Origin of the sequence: Janibacter indicus, from assembly GCF_900176385.1 — a bacterium.
Taxonomy (GTDB): Bacteria; Actinomycetota; Actinomycetes; order Actinomycetales; family Dermatophilaceae; genus Janibacter; species Janibacter indicus.
Genome location: NZ_FWXN01000012.1, coordinates 1 through 18,002 on the forward strand (window position 1 = coordinate 1; position 18,002 = coordinate 18,002).

At 70.8% G+C, this 18,002-nt stretch carries 18 protein-coding genes; 6 read left to right on the forward strand and 12 right to left on the reverse strand.

Annotated features, from left to right (window positions below; genetic code table 11):
- On the forward strand, positions 1-263 hold a 263-nt coding region (locus tag B9B60_RS14210), incomplete at its 5' end, for an integrase core domain-containing protein (RefSeq protein WP_143445587.1).
- A 75-nt stretch (positions 264-338) separates the two neighbouring features.
- A complete protein-coding gene (locus B9B60_RS14215) occupies positions 339-845 on the forward strand; it encodes a MarR family winged helix-turn-helix transcriptional regulator (RefSeq protein ID WP_084452404.1) in 507 nt (168 codons plus the stop codon).
- Between the two features lie 22 nt (positions 846-867).
- Here the strand turns inward: B9B60_RS14215 and B9B60_RS14220 are convergent, their stop codons facing one another.
- From B9B60_RS14220 to metG, 6 genes are all read right to left on the reverse strand, one after another.
- Complete coding sequence (locus B9B60_RS14220) at positions 868-2,691, reverse strand: ABC-F family ATP-binding cassette domain-containing protein (RefSeq protein WP_084452405.1); 1,824 nt, start codon at positions 2,689-2,691, stop codon at positions 868-870.
- Positions 2,691-3,629 (reverse strand): 4-(cytidine 5'-diphospho)-2-C-methyl-D-erythritol kinase, encoded by a 939-nt coding sequence (locus tag B9B60_RS14225; RefSeq protein ID WP_084452406.1) that lies wholly within the window; start codon positions 3,627-3,629, stop codon positions 2,691-2,693. The genes B9B60_RS14220 and B9B60_RS14225 overlap by 1 nt, the downstream gene beginning before the upstream one ends.
- Positions 3,626-4,519, reverse strand: a complete 894-nt coding sequence (rsmA, locus tag B9B60_RS14230; protein ID WP_084452407.1) for a 16S rRNA (adenine(1518)-N(6)/adenine(1519)-N(6))-dimethyltransferase RsmA — start codon at positions 4,517-4,519, stop codon at positions 3,626-3,628. The genes B9B60_RS14225 and rsmA overlap by 4 nt, the downstream gene beginning before the upstream one ends.
- 101 nt (positions 4,520-4,620) lie before the next feature.
- On the reverse strand, positions 4,621-5,868 hold the full coding sequence (locus B9B60_RS17800) for a resuscitation-promoting factor (RefSeq protein WP_327078595.1): 1,248 nt from the start codon (positions 5,866-5,868) through the stop codon (positions 4,621-4,623).
- 168 nt (positions 5,869-6,036) lie between these two features.
- Entirely contained in the window at positions 6,037-6,921 is an 885-nt protein-coding gene (locus B9B60_RS14240; protein WP_084452409.1) for a TatD family hydrolase, read from the reverse strand.
- Positions 6,921-8,720, reverse strand: a complete 1,800-nt coding sequence (gene metG, locus B9B60_RS14245; protein ID WP_084452411.1) for a methionine--tRNA ligase — start codon at positions 8,718-8,720, stop codon at positions 6,921-6,923. The genes B9B60_RS14240 and metG overlap by 1 nt, the downstream gene beginning before the upstream one ends.
- Positions 8,721-8,811: 91 nt before the next feature.
- Between metG and B9B60_RS14250 the strand changes: the two genes are divergently transcribed.
- Complete coding sequence (locus tag B9B60_RS14250; RefSeq protein WP_084452413.1) at positions 8,812-9,408, forward strand: DUF4126 domain-containing protein; 597 nt, start codon at positions 8,812-8,814, stop codon at positions 9,406-9,408.
- A gap of 28 nt (positions 9,409-9,436) precedes the next feature.
- Here B9B60_RS14250 and B9B60_RS14255 read toward each other — a convergent pair whose 3' ends face one another.
- A complete protein-coding gene (locus B9B60_RS14255; protein WP_084452415.1) occupies positions 9,437-10,027 on the reverse strand; it encodes a TetR/AcrR family transcriptional regulator in 591 nt (196 codons plus the stop codon).
- Positions 10,028-10,172: 145 nt separating this feature from the next.
- Here B9B60_RS14255 and B9B60_RS14260 point away from each other — a divergent pair, with 145 nt between their 5' ends.
- Both B9B60_RS14260 and B9B60_RS14265 read left to right on the forward strand, forming a co-directional pair.
- Complete coding sequence (locus B9B60_RS14260; protein WP_084452418.1) at positions 10,173-10,355, forward strand: hypothetical protein; 183 nt, start codon at positions 10,173-10,175, stop codon at positions 10,353-10,355.
- Positions 10,356-10,458: 103 nt separating this feature from the next.
- The gene (locus tag B9B60_RS14265) at positions 10,459-11,226 is read left to right on the forward strand and encodes a CPBP family intramembrane glutamic endopeptidase (RefSeq protein WP_084452421.1); all 768 of its coding nucleotides are present in this window, start codon (positions 10,459-10,461) and stop codon (positions 11,224-11,226) included.
- Positions 11,227-11,235: 9 nt separating this feature from the next.
- Here the strand turns inward: B9B60_RS14265 and B9B60_RS14270 are convergent, their stop codons facing one another.
- The 4 genes from B9B60_RS14270 to B9B60_RS14285 are packed head-to-tail and all read right to left on the reverse strand — an operon-like array spanning position 11,236 to position 15,633.
- Complete coding sequence (locus B9B60_RS14270; RefSeq protein ID WP_084452423.1) at positions 11,236-12,135, reverse strand: hypothetical protein; 900 nt, start codon at positions 12,133-12,135, stop codon at positions 11,236-11,238.
- Positions 12,136-12,164: 29 nt separating this feature from the next.
- Positions 12,165-12,908 carry a succinate dehydrogenase/fumarate reductase iron-sulfur subunit gene (locus B9B60_RS14275; protein WP_072625386.1) on the reverse strand — a complete coding sequence of 248 codons (744 nt, stop codon included), beginning with the start codon at positions 12,906-12,908 and terminating at the stop codon, positions 12,165-12,167.
- A gap of 2 nt (positions 12,909-12,910) precedes the next feature.
- Positions 12,911-14,902, reverse strand: a complete 1,992-nt coding sequence (locus tag B9B60_RS14280) for a fumarate reductase/succinate dehydrogenase flavoprotein subunit (protein ID WP_084452425.1) — start codon at positions 14,900-14,902, stop codon at positions 12,911-12,913.
- Positions 14,903-14,919: 17 nt separating this feature from the next.
- Positions 14,920-15,633, reverse strand: coding sequence for a succinate dehydrogenase cytochrome b subunit (locus B9B60_RS14285; RefSeq protein WP_223277646.1), 714 nt, complete (start codon positions 15,631-15,633; stop codon positions 14,920-14,922).
- A gap of 136 nt (positions 15,634-15,769) precedes the next feature.
- On the opposite strand from B9B60_RS14285, the gene B9B60_RS14290 reads away from it, so the two are divergent.
- Positions 15,770-16,459 carry a spermidine synthase family protein gene (locus B9B60_RS14290; protein WP_084452429.1) on the forward strand — a complete coding sequence of 230 codons (690 nt, stop codon included), beginning with the start codon at positions 15,770-15,772 and terminating at the stop codon, positions 16,457-16,459.
- Between the two features lie 175 nt (positions 16,460-16,634).
- Here B9B60_RS14290 and hemL read toward each other — a convergent pair whose 3' ends face one another.
- Positions 16,635-17,966, reverse strand: coding sequence for a glutamate-1-semialdehyde 2,1-aminomutase (gene hemL, locus B9B60_RS14295; protein WP_084452431.1), 1,332 nt, complete (start codon positions 17,964-17,966; stop codon positions 16,635-16,637).
- Positions 17,967-18,002: the final 36 nt, after the last annotated feature.

Consider the following 18,002-nt stretch of genomic DNA (forward strand, 5'->3'; position numbering starts at 1 on the left):
ACAAGAACTCCCACGACGTGCGCGCCGTCCTCGACGAGCTGGGCGCCAAGCACAAGTTCATCAAGCCCCACTGCCCCTGGCAGAACGGCAAGGTCGAACGCTTCAACCGCACCCTGCAAACCGAGTGGGCCTACCGGCAGGTCTTCACCAGCAACCAGCAACGAGCAGCCGCCCTTGCGCCCTGGCTCGAGCACTACAACACTGAACGCCGCCACACCGCACTCGGCGGCCTCGCCCCGACCAGCCGACTGTCAACAACCTGACGGCCGAGTACACCTAGCCGCCACTCCCCGATTCATCTCGACATCAAGATTCATGACCGCAGGTATTCTTGACGGATGAGCAGCCGCCACGACCCGTCCGACGACGTCGACGCCATCGTCGAGGCCTGGCGACGCGAGCGCCCCGACCTCGACGTCGAGCCGCTCCACGTCTTCTCCCGCGTCTCCCGGCTGGCCCGGCTGCTCGACCTCGACCGCACGAGCGCCTTCGCCCGGCACGAGCTCGAGGGCTGGGAGTTCGACGTGCTCTCCGCGCTGCGTCGCGCCGGTGAGCCCTACCAGCTCTCCCCCGGTCGCCTCGTCCAGGAGACGCTCGTGACCTCGGGGACGATGACCAACCGCATCGACCGCCTCGCCACCAAGGGCTGGGTCGAGCGACTCCCTTCGCCCACCGACCGCCGGGGCGTCATCGTTCGCCTGACGCAGGAGGGCCAGTCGGCGGTCGACGCGGCGATGGCCGACCTGCTCTCCCGCGAGGGCGAGCTCCTCGACGACATGTCGACCGACGAGCGCGCCGCGCTCACCCGCGCCCTCAAGCGCCTGCTCGCCCCCTTCGAGGCCTGAGCGGGCTCCCCTTCGCCCGGGCTCACCCGACGAGCTCGGCGCACTCCAGCCACTCGAGCTCGAGCATCTCCTTTTCCTCCGCGAGCTCGCCGAGCGTCGCATTGAGCTGCGCCAGCCGCGTGTGGTCGTGCACCGCCTCGGCCATCTCGTGGTGCAGCCTGTCCTCGCGGGCGGCCACCTTGGCCAGCTGCTTCTCGATCCGGGCCATCGCCTTGCGAGCCTCGCGCTGCGTCGCCGGGTCCACGCTCGGCTCCACCGATGACGAAGGGGGACCATCTGCCCCCTTCGTCGTGGTCGCCGTGGCCTGCGCCACCACGTCACGAGCACCGGTGGTGCCGGCCTGCGCGGCGCGCAGCCGCAGGTACTCGTCGACACCGCCGGGCACGTGCCGCAGCCGGCCGTCGAGGATCGCGTACTGCTGGTCGGTGACCCGCTCGAGCAGGTATCGGTCGTGGGAGATGACGATGAGCGTGCCCGGCCACGAGTCGAGCAGGTCCTCCATCGCCGCGAGCATGTCGGAGTCGACGTCGTTGGTCGGCTCGTCGAGGGCGATGACATTGGGCTCGTCGAGGAGCAGGAGCAGCAGCTGAAGGCGCCTCTTCTGACCGCCGGAGAGGTCGTCGACGCGCGCCGACAGGTGCTCGCGGGCAAAGCCGAGCCGCTCGAGCAGTTGCGCCGGCGTGTGGTCGCGCCCCTCGATGGTGAAGGTCGTCTTCGTGCGGGCGAGCACCTCGCGCACCCGGTCGGAACCGATGCTCGCCAGCTGCGAGAACTGCTGGTCGAGGAAGCCGAACTTCACCGTCTTGCCGCGCTTGACCCGCCCGCTCGTCGGCGCGATCGTCCCGGCGACGAGCCCCAGGAGGGTCGACTTGCCGGCGCCGTTGGCGCCGAGGATCCCGGTGCGCTCGCCCGGCGCGATGCGCCAGGTGATGTTGCGCAGGATCGTGCGGTCGCCGAAGCTCACACCCGCGTCCTCGAGGTCGATGACGTCCTTGCCCAGACGGGCGACGGCCATCCGCTGCAGCTCGATGGGGTTGCGCACCGGGGGCACGTCCTCGATGAGCTGGTTGGCGGCGTCGATGCGGAACTTCGGCTTCGAGGTGCGCGCCGGGGCGCCACGACGCAGCCAGGCGAGCTCCTTGCGCATGAGGTTCTGGCGCTTCTGCTCGGTCGCGGCAGCGATGCGGTCGCGCTCGACCCGCTGGAGGACGTAGGCGGCGTAGCCGCCCTCGAAGGGCTCGACGATGCCGTCGTGGACCTCCCAGGTCTCGGTGCACACCTCGTCGAGGAACCACCGGTCGTGGGTGATGACGAGGAGGCCGCCCGACGTGCGCGCCCACCGTCGCTTGAGGTGCTCGGCGAGCCACGAGATGCCCTCGACGTCGAGGTGGTTGGTCGGCTCGTCGAGGGCGATGAGGTCCCACTCGCCGACGAGGAGCGCGGCGAGCGCCACCCGACGCCGCTGACCACCCGACAGCTCGCCGACGCGCGCGTCCCACGGCACGTCGGAGACGAGGCCGCCGATGACGTCGCGCACCGCGGGGTCGCCGGCCCACTCGTGATCGGGTCGGTCGCCGACGATGCTGTGCCCGACGGTCGCCGCGGGGTCGAGGTCGTCGGTCTGGCCGAGGACACCGAAGCGCACGCCACCACGGCGGGTGATCCGGCCGGACTGGGGCGCGATGGTCCCGGCGAGCATGCCGAGCAGGCTCGACTTGCCGTCGCCGTTGCGCCCGACGAGCCCGATCCGGTCGCCCTCCTCGATGCCGAGGCTGACCGAGTCGAAGACGACGCGCGTGGGGTACTCGAGGTGGAGCGACTCGGCTCCGAGGAGGGGCGTGGCCATCAGGACGTGCGCACCGTCGGCAGGACGTGGGCACCCTGGACCGGCCCGGTGGCGCGCAGGACGTCACCGGCGACCCCCGACGCGGTGAGCGCCACGGCGACGTCGATGGCCCCCTCCGCGGACTCGGTGAGGATCGCGACGGTCGGGCCCGACCCGGAGACGATCGCGGCGAGCGCCCCGAAGCCCATGGCGGCCTCGATGACCTCGCCGATGCCCGGCTGCAGCGCGATCGCGTCAGCCTGCAGGTCGTTGTCGAGGACGGGCGCGAGTGCGCTCGGGTCACCGGCACGCAGCGCGCTCATCAGGGCGGCGCTGGGGTGCGGGTCGTCGAGCCGGGTGCCCGCCGTGCGCTGGTCGAAGGCGGAGTAGACCATCGGCGTCGACAGCCCGCTCGCGGCCGACGGGACGAAGACCCAGTGATAGGTCCCCTTGGCCAGCACGGCCGTGACGACCTCGCCGCGGCCCGACCCGACCGCCGTCCCGCCGTGGAGGAGGAAGGGCACGTCGCTGCCGATGCCGGCGGCGATCTCCTCGAGCTCCTCCCGCGGCAGGGCGGTGCCCCACAGGGCGTCACAGGCGACGAGCGCCGCGGCAGCGTCGGCCGAGCCCCCGGCCATGCCGCCGGCGACGGGGATCTCCTTGTGGATCGACAGGTGGACCGGCTCCTGGCCCCCGGTGTGCTCCGAGAGGGCCAGCGCGGCCCGCAGCGCGAGGTTGGACTCGTCGGTCGGCACCTTGTCGGCGTCACGACCACGGACCGAGCAGCCCCAGTCGTCGGCGAGTGCGGCGGTGACGTCGTCGTGCAGGCCGACGGCCTGGTAGACGGTCGAGAGGGCGTGGAAGCCGTCGTCGCGCAGCGGGCCGACGAAGAGCTCGAGGTTGACCTTCGCCGGGGCGCGCACGGTGACGGGCGCGGGCGACTCGAGGACGGAGGTCATGGCGTCACCCTAGCCATGAGTTCCTCGGTGATCCGCGCGAAGGCCGCCACGTCGAGCTGCTCGCCCCGGGTGCGCGGGTCCACCCCGGCGGCGAGGAGGGCCTGCTCGGCGATCTCACCCGAGCCGGCCACGGAGCGAAGGGAGGCCCGCAGCGTCTTGCGTCGCTGGGCGAAGGCGGCGTCGACGACGGCGAAGACCTGTTCGCGCGTCGCCGCGGTCTGCGGCGGCTCACGGCGCACGAGGCGGACCAGCCCGGAGTCCACATTGGGCACCGGCCAGAAGATCGTCCGGGAGACCCGACCCGCGAGGGCCACGTCGGTCCACCAGGCGGCCTTGACGCTCGGGACGCCGTAGGTCTTGCTGCCGGGGTCGGCGGCGAGGCGCTCGGCGACCTCGAGCTGGACCATGACCAGGACGCGCTCGATGCTCGGGAAGGTCTCGAGGAAGTGCAGCACGACCGGCACGGAGATGTTGTAGGGCAGGTTGGCCACGAGGGCGGTGGGCGTCGGCCCGGGCAGCTGGGTCACGGACATCGCGTCGGCGTGGACGACCTCGAGGCGCGCTGCGGCACCGGGCGCCTCCTCGGCGACGGTGCCGGGCAGCGCTGCGGCGAGCACCGGGTCGACCTCGACGGCCGTCACCCGGCCGGCCGCCTCGAGCAGCGCGAGGGTGAGCGACCCGAGGCCGGGGCCGATCTCGACGACGTGGTCCTGCGCCGTGACCTCCCCCGCGCGCACGATGCGCCGCACGGTGTTGGCGTCGACGACGAAGTTCTGTCCCCACTGCTTCGTCGGGCGCACCGCGTGGCGCTGCGCCAGCTCGCGGATGCGGGCTGCCCCGAGCAGGCCGCCGGGCCCGTCATCGGGGTGCGTGGGCTGCTCGCTCGTCATGGGGGTGACTCTATGACGACGGGCCCCACGACCGAGTCGGTCGTGGGGGCCCGTCGTCACGTTCCCAGGGAGGTCGTCGAGCGACCGTCCCGGGGCGGGGGTCAGGCCGCGTGGGCGCAGCCCCAGGGCTGCAGGCCACGGTCGGCGTAGACGCGGTTGGCCACGGTGATCTGCTCCTCGCGGGTGGCGAGGTCGGCACGCTGGGCGAAGTCCCCTCCGCCGGCGCCGAGCCAGGTCTGGATGTCGAACTGCAGGCCGCCGTAGTAGCCGTTGCCGGAGTTGATCGACCAGTTGCCCGTCGACTCGCACTGGGCGATGCGGTCCCACATCGCGGCGCGCGAGGTGTCGAGGCCGGAGCTGCTCGAGGAGGACGTCGGCTCGGGGGCGGGCGTCGAGGCCTTGGGCGTCGAGGCCTTGGGCGTCGAGGCCTTGGGCTGCGAGGTCGGCTCCGGGGCGGGGGCCGGCTTCGGCGCGGGCTTCGGCTTCGGCGCGGGCTTCGGCTTCGGGGCCGGGCGGGCCTTGGTCCCCTGGCGCACGATCTTGTCGACCGGCTGCTGGGTCACCTTGGTCGAGGTCCGCTTGGAGAAGACGACGTCGCCGTTCTTGTAGGTGAAGCTGTAGGTGGAGGTGCGCGAGCCCGCGCGGCCCTCCTGCTCGACCTTGGTCGTGCCCTCGTAGAGCGAGGAGTCCTGCTTGACGACCGTCTCGAAGGGGATGGCCTCGGTCCGGGTGCCCGGCTTGCGGTTGACGCGGTCCAGGCGGATCGTCATGCCGTCCTTGACGCTGGCGGAGGCGCCCGGCTTGATGAGGTCGTTGCTGTCGTAGCGGACCTCGGCCTGGGTCAGGGCGTCCTCGACCGTGGTGGCCGTGACGGTCGCGGTCGAGCGCTTGCCGCCGACGAGGAGCTTGATCTCCTTGGGGGTGCTCACGCGCAGGTCCAGGCCCTTGCGGCCGATGGACTGCGAGCGCGAGGCGGAGAGCACCGCGCCGTCGCCGTTGCGGATACCCAGCTGCTTGAGCGCGTCGCCGACCGTGGTGGCGGTCGTCCAGTACTCGCGCTCCTTGCCGTCGACGGTGACCGTCAGCTTGCGGCCGTAGCGCACGACGATGGTCTGGCCGTCGTCGACGGGGCTGTCGGCGGAGGGCGTGACGACGTCGTGGGGGCCCAGGTCGATGCCCTGCTTGTCGAGGACGTCACCGACGGTGCCGCCGAAGGCGTGGACGGTGGACTTCTCGCCGTCGACCGACAGGGCGACGGACTTGTCCATGACGACGACGCCCGAGACGCCGAGCGCCAGGGCGCCGACGACGCCGGCCTGGGTGATGCGACGGATCGCGGGTGAACTCACGGTGCTCCGATGTTTGAAACTCCCGGGCACCGGTGGGTCCGCGCACGGGGACCCAAAGAAGGCGGGCACCTGTGTCAGCGAAAAGATCAGGGGAAACCGGCCCCGGCCAACAGCGGACTACCTTGCCCGACAGGTCACGCGAAGGTCAAGTTTTGATAACGGGCGGCGCTATGACGTCTGCCACGAGCCGTAGACCCGCTCGCTGTTGGCCGAGATCGCCGAGCACATCGTCGGCACGTCGACCCCGAGGGTGCGGGCCATGACGCGCACCGTGTGGGGCAGCAGGTAGGGGGCGTTGGCGCGGCCCCGCTCGGGCGTCGGGGTGAGGTAGGGGGCATCGGTCTCGGCGAGGACCTGCTCGAGGGGTGTGTGCGCCAGCGCCTCACGCAGCCCGGCCGCGCTCTTGAAGGTCACGGTGCCGGCGAAGGAGAGGTGGTAGCCGCGCTCGACGCACTCCCGGGCCATCGCGAGGTCACCGCTGAAGCAGTGCAGCACGGTCGTCTCCGGGGCCCCCTCCTCGGCGAGGATGCGCAGGATGTCGTCGTGGCTGTCGCGGTCGTGGATCTGCAACGCCTTGCCCGTGCGCTTGGCCAGGTCGATGTGCCAGCGGAAGGACTCCTGCTGCACGGCGTGCCCGTCGGGCCCGGTGCGGAAGTAGTCGAGGCCCGTCTCGCCGATGGCGCGCACCCGCGGGTGCGCGGACAGCTGCTCGATCTCGTCCCACGCCTCGTGGAGGCGGCCAGCCTCCGCTAGTGCGGGAATCTCGTTGGGGTGCAACGCAACTGCACCGAGCATCGTCGGGTGACGGTCGACCTGGTCGACGGTGAAGCGGGCACTCTCGAGGTCGCAGCCGACCTGCACCACCCGGTCGACCCCGACCGACGCGGCGGTGGCGAGCGCCGCGGCGACGTCCTGCGTGGTCCGCTCGTCACCCCCTTCGGGAGCGATGGCGTCGGCGACGTCACGACGGCGGATGTCGAGGTGCGTGTGGTTGTCGACGACGGCCACCGGCAGCGGGTCCGGGTGCGGCGCGACGCCCTCGCGGTCGCCCATCAGCCCTCCCCCGACATGGCCGCGCGCTCGGTGGCGACGACCTCCTCCGCGTCGAGCTTGACGAAGACCGGGCTCGGCTTGGCGATCGGCGTGCCGACGGTCACCGGGGTCGGCTCCCAGCGGGGGAAGCCCGAGTAGTCGCCGGTGATGACCGGATAGCCGCGGCCACCGTCGAGGTCCTCGACGTCCTCGACGTGCGGCATTGGCACCAGGGCCCCCTCGCCCCCGAGGACCGCGTCGACCCGGTTGGCCGCGTGGGGGAGGAAGGGGGCGAGCAGCAGGTTGCAGTCGCTGACGCACTGGGTGAGCGTGTGCAGCACCGTCGCCAGCCGCTCGCGCCGGTCCTCGCCCTTGAGGCGGAAGGGCTCGGTGTCGGTCACGTACTTGTTGACGTCGCCGACGACCCGCATGACCTCGCCGAGCGCGGCCTTCTGCCGGTGGCGGGCGAGCAGCCCGCCGACCTCGTCGAAGGCGGCGGCGACGCGGGCCAGGACCGCCCGGTCGACGTCCTCGAGGTCACCCGGCTGTGGGATCTCGCCGAAGTTCTTGGCGACCATCGACGCGGTGCGGTTGACGAGGTTGCCCCAGCCGGCGACGAGCTCGGAGTTGTTGCGCTGGACGAAGTCCGGCCAGGTGAAGTCGGCGTCCTGGCTTTCCGGGCCGGCGGCGCAGATGAAGTAGCGCAGCGGGTCCGGGCCGTAGGCCTCGAGGACGTGCCGCACGCCGATGACGTGGCCCCGGCTGGAGGAGAACTGGCGGCTCTCCATCGTCAGGAACTCGCTGGAGACGACCTCGGTCGGGAGGTTGAGCTCGCCGTAGGGGCCGGGCTCGCCCCCCTTCGCCCCCTTGCCGGAGTAGGCGAGCAGCTCCGCCGGCCAGATCTGGCTGTGGAAGGTGATGTTGTCCTTGCCCATGAAGTAGTAGGACAGCGCCTCGGGGTCGTTCCACCACTCGCGCCAGCGCTCGGGGTCGCCCTGGCGGCGGGCCCACTCGATGGACGCGGACAGGTAGCCGATGACCGCGTCGAACCACACGTAGAAGCGCTTCGTCGGGTACTTGGTGGCCAGCTCGCCCGGCAGCGGGATGCCCCAGTCGATGTCGCGCGTCATCGCCCGCGGGCGGATGTCGTCGAGGATGTTGAGGCTGAAGCGGATGACATTGGGCCGCCACGTGCCGGTGGCCTCGCGGCCCTGGAGGTACTCGCGCAGGGCGTCGGCCAGGGCCGGCAGGTCGAGGAAGAAGTGCTCGGTCTCGCCGAACTGCGGCGTCGAGCCGTCGATCTTGCTGCGCGGCTGCTTGAGGTCACTCGGCTCGAGCTGGTTGCCGCAGTTGTCGCACTGGTCGCCGCGGGCCTCCTCGTAGCCGCAGATCGGGCAGGTGCCCTCGATGTAGCGGTCGGGCAGGGTGCGGCCGGTGCGCGCGTCGAGGGCGACCTGCTGGGTCTGCTCGATGAAGTAGCCGTTGGCCCGGCACTGCTCGAAGAGGTCCTGGACGACCTGGTAGTGGTTGCGCGAGGTGGTGCGCGTGTAGAGGTCGTAGGAGCAGCCGAGGTCGGCCAGCTCGTGGGCGATCGTCGCGTGGTGGGTGTCGACGAGCTCGCGTGCCGTCGTGCCCTGCTTGTCGGCCAGGACGAGGATCGGGGTGCCGTGCTCGTCGGAGCCACTCACCATGAGCACGTCGTGCCCCGCCATGCGCATGTACCTGCTGAAGACGTCGGAGGGGACACCGAACCCGGCGACGTGGCCGAGGTGGCGCGGTCCGTTGGCATAGGGCCAGGCGACGGCGGAGAGAACCTTCATGACCTCATCCTAGGTTCCCCGCCCACGCCGTCCCGCGCCGCTAGCCTGCCGGGACGAGGTGCGTGAGCACCCACCGACGAGAGGGGCATCGATGATCGCTGCACTCACCGGGATGGGGCTGAGCGCCGCCGCCGGTCTCAACGCCTACATCCCCTTCATCATCGTCGCGCTGCTCGCCCGCTTCACCGATGCCGTCGTGCTGCCCACGGGCTTCGAGTGGATGGAGGCGTGGTGGACGATCGGCATCGGCGCGGTGCTGCTCGTCACCGAGATCACCCTGGACAAGGTGCCCGCGGTCGACAGCCTCAACGACGCGGTACAGACCGTGATCCGCCCCGGGATGGGTGGGCTCATGGGCGCCGCCACCGCCGGCGCGAGCACGCTCGACGAGTCGACGTGGATGCAGGAGCACGCCTGGGTCGGGGTCGTGCTCGGCATCGTCGTCGCCGGGCTGGTCCACACCGGCAAGGCGGCCTCCAGACCGGTGATCAACGCCGGCACGGCGGGCTTCGGCGCGCCGGTCGCCTCGACCGCCGAGGACGGCGCCGCCGTGGGCATCGCCCTCGTCGCGATCTTCCTGCCCCTGCTCGTCGTCCTCGTGCTCGTCGTCCTCGCCGCGGCGCTGGTCTGGGTGCTCAGCGCGTGGCGCCGGCTGCGCCGGCGACGACAGGCCCGGCTCGCCGCCTGACCCGATGCGGCCTGACGGGCCCGACGCGTCAGTCGACGTGGACGAAGGCCTCGATGATGCGCCGTCCGACTCCGCGCACATAGGCCTCGCGCTCCTCGACCGGCCGGGTCAGCGCACTGTTGAGCACGCCCTCCATCGCGGCGATGACCGCCTGCGCACTGGTCTCGGCGTCCTCGACCTCGGCGAGCACGAGGATCTGCCGCACGATCCCGTCGATGCGGTCACGTGCGGGGGCCATCGCCGCGGCGATCTCCGGCTGACGGGTCGCCTCCTGGCTGAGCTCGGCCTTGGCGGTCCAGGCCTCGGGCTCGTCGAGCCACGAGACGAAGAGGTCGAGCGCTCGCTCGACGAGCTTGACCTCGTCCTCACCGGCCTGCTGCTGCCGACCGAGCTCTTCGATGCTGTCGATGAGGCCGGCGGCGATGAACTCGGTGAGGGCGGTGACCAGGGCCAGCCGCGTGCGCAGGTAGCCCGAGGTGCTCCCCTGCGGCAGCCCGGCCTCGGCGTCGACGGCCCGGTGGGTCAACCCCCGCATGCCACCGGCCGCCACGACCCGGGTCGCGGACTCGAGGATCAACCGCATCCGCGGGGAGAGCTCGGTGCTGTCAGTGACGCTCATCCGGCTCACGCTACCCGTTCCCACGGCCCCGTCAGGGCCGCCCGCGGGGACGTGACCCGGCCCCGGACGGCGAAGTTGACGCGACCTTTCTACGGGTGTAGTTTGGTCTATGTCTTCAACAGATGTAGAAGGGATTGACACCATCATGAGCATCGCCTCCATCACCACCTTCGTCACCGTCTCGCTCGTGCTCGTCGGCCTCGCGCTGGCGCTCCTCCTCGTGACCGTCGGCGTCGCCGCCTTCCAGTTCTTCGCGGCCAACCGTCCGGTGCGCGTCGCCCGTCAGGAGAGCATCCGGACGTACTACCGTCAGGCCGCCTTCAGCTGATCCATCGCTGACGAAGGGAGGACCGCCGCCGTTCCCCCCTTCGCCCCCGGGCCGGGGTCCACGCCGGCGACGACGCCACGGACCCCGCGCCTACGCTGAGGCCATGTCCTCAGCCCCCGAGCCCCTGGCCCCCCGGACGGCCGTCACCGAGACACTTCTCGTTCTCGGGGTCTCCCTGGGCGCCTCGGCCCTGTGGTCGGCCCTGTCGCTGCTGCGCAAACTCACCGCCGACCAGAGGCTGTCCGGTCAGGTCACGTCGATGAACCAGTCCGTGACCCCCGACCAGCCGTGGCTCGACCTGGCCCACCAGCTCGTCGGCATCGCACTGGCGCTGGTGCCGGTCGCCCTCGCCCTGCACCTGCTCGCCCGGCAGCACCGCCGGCCCACCCACCTCATCGGGCTCGACACCCGCGCCCCGGGCCGCGACCTGCTCCAGGGACTCGCTCTCGCCGCGGCGATCGGGATCCCCGGCCTGGGTCTCTACCTCGCCGCCCGCGCCCTCGACCTCAACACGACCATCGCCGCGTCGGACCTGACGCAGGCGTGGTGGACCGTGCCCGTCCTCGTCCTGGCCGCCGGGCAGAACGCCCTGCTCGAAGAGGTCATCATGCTCGGCTACCTCTTCACGAGGTGGCGGGAGGCCACGTGGTCCCCCGTCGCGATCGTCGTCGCCAGCGCCCTCGTGCGGGGCAGCTACCACCTTTACCAGGGCATCGGCGGCTTCGTCGGCAACATCGCGATGGGGCTGCTGCTCGGCGCGGTCTACCTGCGGGTGCGCCGGGTCATGCCGATGTTCATCGCCCACTGGGTCATCGACATCGTCGCCTTCGTCGGCTACGCGCTGCTCGTCACCCGCGTGGCCTGGCTGTGAGCCCGCGGCTCACAGGTCCTCGTCGCCGAACTCCTTGAGCGTGCGCGCACCCGCCGGGGCCTTCCAGTTCTCCCGGCTGGATCCCCAGTCGCTGAAGCTCAGCGTCGTGCGCGCCGGGTAGGTGCCGTAAGTCATCTTCAGCAGCGCGGCGTTGCCGTCGGTCGACAGCCACACCTGGCGCTGCTGGTCGTTGCCGCCCTCCTTGCCCGCCTTGTTCAGCTGCAGGAGGTAGGCCCACTCGTCGCCCATGGGGACGGTGCTCGCCGGGCTGCGGCGGACGTCCTCGGGCGTCAGCCCCACCCCGAAGAAGCTGCTCTTGAGCAGGCGGTGCGGCTTGTACTGCTCGACCGGCGACTGCTGGCGCGGCACCTTGACCCACTCTCCGACCCGCTTGCGCAGCGGGCTGTCGAGCTTGGGCTTGCGGGTGTCGATCCACTGCTGGTCGACCCGCAGGTAGTGGTCCCAGCCGACGACGATGCTCTCCATCGTGCCGCCGCCCGGGAGCTCGAGGGTGGTGCGCGAGATGCCTGCGTCCGAGGTGACCTGCTGGGCCAGGCCCGCGGTCGACCCCTCCGCGTGGATCTTCATCTGCATGTCCCGCTCGGTGTCGTGCAGGGTGCCGCGGATCGTCACCGACGACGCAGCGTCCATGTAGGTGCGCATGTCGTCGGCCAGGGCCACCGGGTCCGGCGTCTGGGGCTTGGGGCCGGTCGGGTCCCCGCTCGGCGAGGTCGACGACGATGCGGTGGCATCGTCCGTCGGTGTCGGCGTCAGCGTCTCCACCGGCTCCCCCGAGCTCGAAGGGGGTGCCTGCCCGGGCAGCAGGGCACACCCGGAGACGGACAGCGCCACGGCGCCGGCCAGCAGCAGGCTGGCGCGGCGCCGTGGCGCGTGGTCACGCGCAGTCATGACGATCCCCTCGTCGTCTGCTCGCGGGCTCAGAGAGCGCCGCGCGCCGCCTTGCGCAGGTCGGCGTTGAGCGTGCTGATGACGTCGAGCGGGATCTCCTTGGGGCACGCCGCCGCGCACTCACCGATGTTGGTGCACCCGCCGAAGCCCTCGAGGTCGTGCGTCTCGAGCATCTTGACGACCCGGCCGCCGCGCTCGGGCTGACCCTGCGGCAGCTCACCCAGGTGGGTGACCTTGGCGCCGAGGAAGAGCATGCCCGAGGCATTGGGGCAGGCCGCGACGCAGGCGCCGCAGCCGATGCACTTGGCCGAGTCGAAGGCCCGGTCGGCCTTGTCCTTGGGCACCGGCACCGAGTGCGCCTCGGGGGCCGCGCCCGTGTTGACCGAGATGAAGCCGCCCGACTGGATGATCCGGTCGAAGGCGCTCCGGTCGACGACGAGGTCGCGGATGACCGGGAAGGCGTTGGCCCGCCACGGCTCGACCGTGATCGTCTCGCCGCTGCGGAAGGAGCGCATGTGCAGCTGGCAGGTGGTCGTCCGCTCGGGGCCGTGGGCCTCCCCGGAGATCATCAGGCCGCACATGCCGCAGATGCCTTCGCGGCAGTCGCTGTCGAAGGCGATGGGCTCGGTGCCCTCGGCGATGAGCTGCTCGTTGAGGACGTCGAGCATCTCCAGGAAGGACATGTCCGGAGAGATGTCCTTGAGCTGGTAGGTGACGAGTTCGCCCTTCGCCGTGGGTCCGGCCTGGCGCCAGATCTTGAGGGTCAGTTCCATGCTCACTTGTAGCTCCGCTGCTTCAGCTCGATGAACTTGTAGTTCAGGTCTTCCTTGTGCAGGACGGGCGCGCCGTCGCCGCCGAACTCCCATGCCGCGACGTAGGCGAACTCGTCGTCGTGACGCAGCGCCTCACCGTCGTCGGTCTGCGACTCGGCGCGGAAGTGGCCGCCGCAGGACTCGCGACGGTGCAGCGCGTCGATGCACATGAGCTCGCCGAGCTCGAGGAAGTCGGCGACACGGCCGGCCTTCTCGAGGCTCTGGTTGAGGGTGTCGGCCTCGCCGAGCACCCGGACGTTGGTCCAGAACTCCTGCTTGAGGTCGCGGATGAGGCCGATGGCCTTGCGCAGACCCGCGTCGCTGCGCTCCATCCCGCAGTACTCCCACATGATGTTGCCGAGCTCGCGGTGGAAGGAGTCGACGCTGCGCTCGCCGTTGATCGAGAGGAACTTCTCGATCCGCTCGGTCACCGACGCCTTGGCCTCGACGACCGCCGGGTGGTCCTCGGAGATCTTGTCGAAGGGGCCCTTGGCGAGGTAGGAGCGCACGGTGTTGGGCAGGACGAAGTAGCCGTCGGCGAGGCACTGCATGAGCGACGAGGCGCCCAGACGGTTGGCGCCGTGGTCGGAGAAGTTGGCCTCACCGACCGCGTACAGGCCCGGGATCGAGGTCTGCAGGTCGTAGTCGACCCACAGCCCGCCCATCGTGTAGTGCACGGCCGGGTAGATACGCATCGGCGTCTCGTAGGGGTTCTCCCCTGTGATCCGGGCGTACATGTCGAAGAGGTTGCCGTACTTCTCCTCGACGGTCTCCCGGCCCATCCGCTCGATGGCGGCGGCGAAGTCGAGGTAGACACCACGCCGCATCTGGCGCTTGTTGCCGTCCTGGTCGACCTCGTCGACGAGCGGGCCGACACCGCGGCCCTCGTCGCACATGTTCTTCGCCTGGCGCGAGGCGATGTCGCGGGGCACGAGGTTGCCGAAGGCCGGGTAGATCCGCTCCAGGTAGTAGTCGCGGTCCTCCTCGGGGATCTGCCGCGGGTCCTTGTCGCAGTCCTCGGCGCGCTTGGGCACCCAGATGCGACCGTCGTTGCGCAGTGACTCCGACATCAGGGTCAGCTTCGACTGGTGGTCACCGGAGACCGGGATGCACGTCGGGTGGATCTGCGTGTAGCAGGGGTTGCCGAAGTAGGCGCCCTTGCGGTGGGCCCGCCAGGCGGCGGTGACATTGCAGCCCATGGCATTGGTCGAGAGGAAGAAGACGTTGCCGTAGCCGCCGGTGGCCAGGACAACGACGTCGGCGAGGTGGGTCTCGATCTCACCGGTGACCATGTCGCGGGCGATGATGCCGCGGGCGACCCCGTCGACGAGGACGACCTCGAGCATCTCGTGGCGGCTGTACTCGGTGACGGTGCCCTTGGCGACCTGCCGCTCCATGGCCTGGTAGGCGCCGATGAGCAGCTGCTGGCCGGTCTGGCCTGCGGCGTAGAAGGTACGGGCGACCTGGACGCCACCGAAGGAGCGGTTGTCGAGCAGACCGCCGTACTCGCGGGCGAAGGGAACACCCTGGGCGACGCACTGGTCGATGATGTTGGTACTCACCTCGGCGAGGCGGTAGACGTTGGTCTCGCGGCTGCGGTAGTCGCCGCCCTTGACCGTGTCGTAGAAGAGGCGGTAGGTCGAGTCACCGTCGTCGTTGTAGTTCTTCGCGGCGTTGATGCCACCCTGCGCGGCGATCGAGTGCGCGCGCCGGGCGCTGTCCTGGTAGAAGAAGCTCTTGACGTTGTAGCCGGCCTCTCCCATGGTCGCTGCGGCGGAGGCACCGGCGAGGCCGGTGCCGACGATGATGACGTCGAGCTTGCGGCGGTTGGCCGGGTTGACCAGGGCGTTGTCGAACTTGTGCTGCGTCCACATCTTGTCGATGGGCTGGTCCGGAGCCTTGGTGTCCGCGATGGGCTCACCCTCGGTGAAGTACTCGCTGAGCGTGTCGGTCATGTGGTCAGTGCTCCTGGTCAGACGAGGTTGAAGAACAGCGCGAGCGGCGGGATGAGGAAGCCGACGACGACCACCGCGGCGATGACACCACCGAGGGCGCGGGCGCGGGAGCGGGCCACCGCGGTCCGGTTGAGGCCCATGGTCTGCGAGGCGCTGTAGACACCGTGGTAGAGGTGCATGCCCAGCGCGATCATCGCCAGGACGTAGATGAGGACGACCCACCACAGCTCGAAGCTGGCGCTGATCATGACGAAGGGGGATTCCTTCACCGCGTCGGCGTCGGCCGAGGAGTTGAAATTCGGCTTGACGACGGTGAAGTGGATCAGGTGGAAGATCACGAAGAGCAGGAGCGCGAGACCGCCCCAGCGCATCGTGCGCGAGGCGAAGGTCGAGGAGATGTTCTTCTTCGCCTGGTACTTGACCGGGCGTGCGGCGTTGTTGCGCGCGATGAGCTTCAGCGCGGCGTAGACGTGCCCGATGATCGCGAGGATGAGCACGACCCGCACGATCCACAGCAGTCCGCCGTAGGGCAGCATCGGCTCGCCGAAGGTGCGCAGGTGGTGGGCGTACTCGTCGAAGGCCTCCTGCCCGGCGAGCGCCTTGAGGTTGCCGTACATGTGCAACAGGACGTACAGGATGAAGATGACGCCGGTGCCCGCCATGAGGTATTTCAGCCCGATGGAGGAAGACGCCACCCCCTTCTTCTTCGCGGGGAGGGTCGTAGTAGCCACGGGGTCAAGGTACCGCCTTGTGAGCAGGCACACGTAGCCGGGGCGGCCCTCCCACGGTGTGATGTTTGCCCGGTTACCGTGACGTAATAGACAACACATTCGTCCCGGAAATCCGGGGCTGGCGAGGAGTGAGGACATGGACGACAGCGCTGCCGAGACGATCGTCTCCGCGACGACACCCCGCGGCGAGATCGCCCTGCGGGAGCGGGCGCACCCCGACGGCAGCGGCTCGGTCGTCCACGAGCTCGTCGTCGCCGGCGTCTTCGCCATGGACAGCCTCGACACGTCGACCGAGACCGCGCTGGCGGTCGAGGCGCTGACCCGGACCGCGGCCCCCGGGCGGGTGCTCGTCGGCGGCCTCGGTCTGGGCTTCACGGCCTGGCAGGTCCTCAAGGACAAGCGGGTGCGCCAGGTCGACGTCGTCGAGATCGAGAGCGACCTCGTCGAGTGGGCCCGGCTCGGCCTGGCCCCGACACTCGGCCTGGTCGCCCGCCACCCCCGCGTGCGCGTCCACGCCGGCGACATCGCACCGGTGCTCGCCGGCGCCGCGACCCCCTTCGGCCCGTGGGACCTCGTCCTGCTCGACGTCGACAACGGCCCGAGCTTCCTCGTGCACGCGGGCAACGAGCGCATCTACTCCCCCGAGGCCATGCGCGGGGCTCTCGACCAGGTCTCCCCCGGCGGCACCCTCGCCATCTGGGCCGCCCAGCCCGAGCCCGACCTGCTCGTGTCCCTGGCCACTCTCGCCCCGACCGAGGAGGTCCTCCTCGAGGTCGAGCGCGAAGGGCGCACCCTCACCTACGCCCTCTACCTCACCCGCCCCTGACGTCACCCTGGCTGGGCTGGGAGGTGGGGTCCGGTGCCAGAGGCCGACAAGGGTGGGTCCGCGCGACTCAAGCCGACGTCGAGAACGACGACGTGACCACACGACGACGAAGGACTTCGGCCCAGCGCGGACCCACCCTCTCTCGGCCGACCCTGACCGGCCCGAAAGGACTGGCTCAGCCGGCAGCGGCCGCCTTGGCAGCGGCGGGCAGGGCGGCGCGGATGACGTCGAGGGCCTCGGTGTCCAGGGCGCCGGAGACGAACCACGCCTCGAAGGCGCTCGGCGGCAGGTGGACGCCGCCCTCGAGCATCGCGTGGAAGAAGCGCCCGTAGGCCGAGGTGTTCTGCGCCTGCGCGTCGGCGAAGGAGCGCACCGGCTCGTCCCGGAAGAAGATCGAGAACATCGACCCGGCCCACTGGACGGTGTGCGCGACCCCCTCGGCGGACAGGGCGTCGGAGGCGGCGTCGGCGATGGTGCGCGCGCTCTCGAGCAGGCGCGGGTAGAGCTCGTCGGTGCACGCCCGGAGCGTCGCGAGCCCGGCCGCGGTGGCGACGGGGTTACCCGAGAGCGTGCCGGCCTGGTAGACGGGCCCGTCGGGCGCCAGCCGCGCCATGAGGTCGGCGCGGCCGCCGAAGGCCGCAGCGGGGAAGCCGCCACCCATGACCTTGCCGAAGGTGAACAGGTCCGGGGCACCGCTCGGGTAGCCGCCGGGGTGGGCTCCCTCGGCACCGGTCTCGAGGCCGTACCAGCCCGAGCGGCTGCAGCGGAACCCGGTCATGACCTCGTCGCTGATGAGCAGTGCCCCGTGAGCAGACGTGATCCGACGCAGCGCCTCGGTGAACCCGGGCGCCGGCGGCACGACGCCCATGTTGCCGGGCGACGCCTCGGTGATCACCGCGGCGACCTCCTCCCCGCGCACGGCGAAGAGCTCCTCGACCGCGCCCAGGTCGTTGTAGGGCAGCACCACGGTCTCCCCCGCTGCCGACGCGGGCACGCCGGCCGAGTCGGGCAGCGCAAAGGTCGCCACCCCCGAACCGGCCTGCGCGAGAAGGGCGTCCACGTGGCCGTGGTAGCAGCCGGCGAACTTCACGACGACCGAGCGGCCGGTCGCGCCCCGCGCCAGACGAAGGGCGGACATCGTCGCCTCGGTCCCCGAGGAGACGAGGCGCACCTGCTCCAGCGGCTCCACGCGCTCGACGATCTCGGCGGCCAGGGCCACCTCGTTCTCGCTCGGGGTACCGAAGGAGAATCCCTTGGCCGCGGCGTCGGTGACGCTGGCGAGCACGTCGGGGTGGGCGTGCCCGAGGATCATCGGGCCCCACGAGCAGATGAGGTCGACGTAGCGGTTGCCGTCGACGTCGGTGAGCCAGGGACCGCGGGCGCTGTCGATGAAGCGCGGCACGCCACCGACCCCGCGGAAGGCCCGCACCGGCGAGTTGACGCCGCCGGGGGTGACCTCGCGGGCGCGGTCGAAGAGAGCCTGGGATGCGGTGGTCGAGAGCGTCATGCCCTGATCCTCCCAAATCCGGTCGCCCGCTCCCCG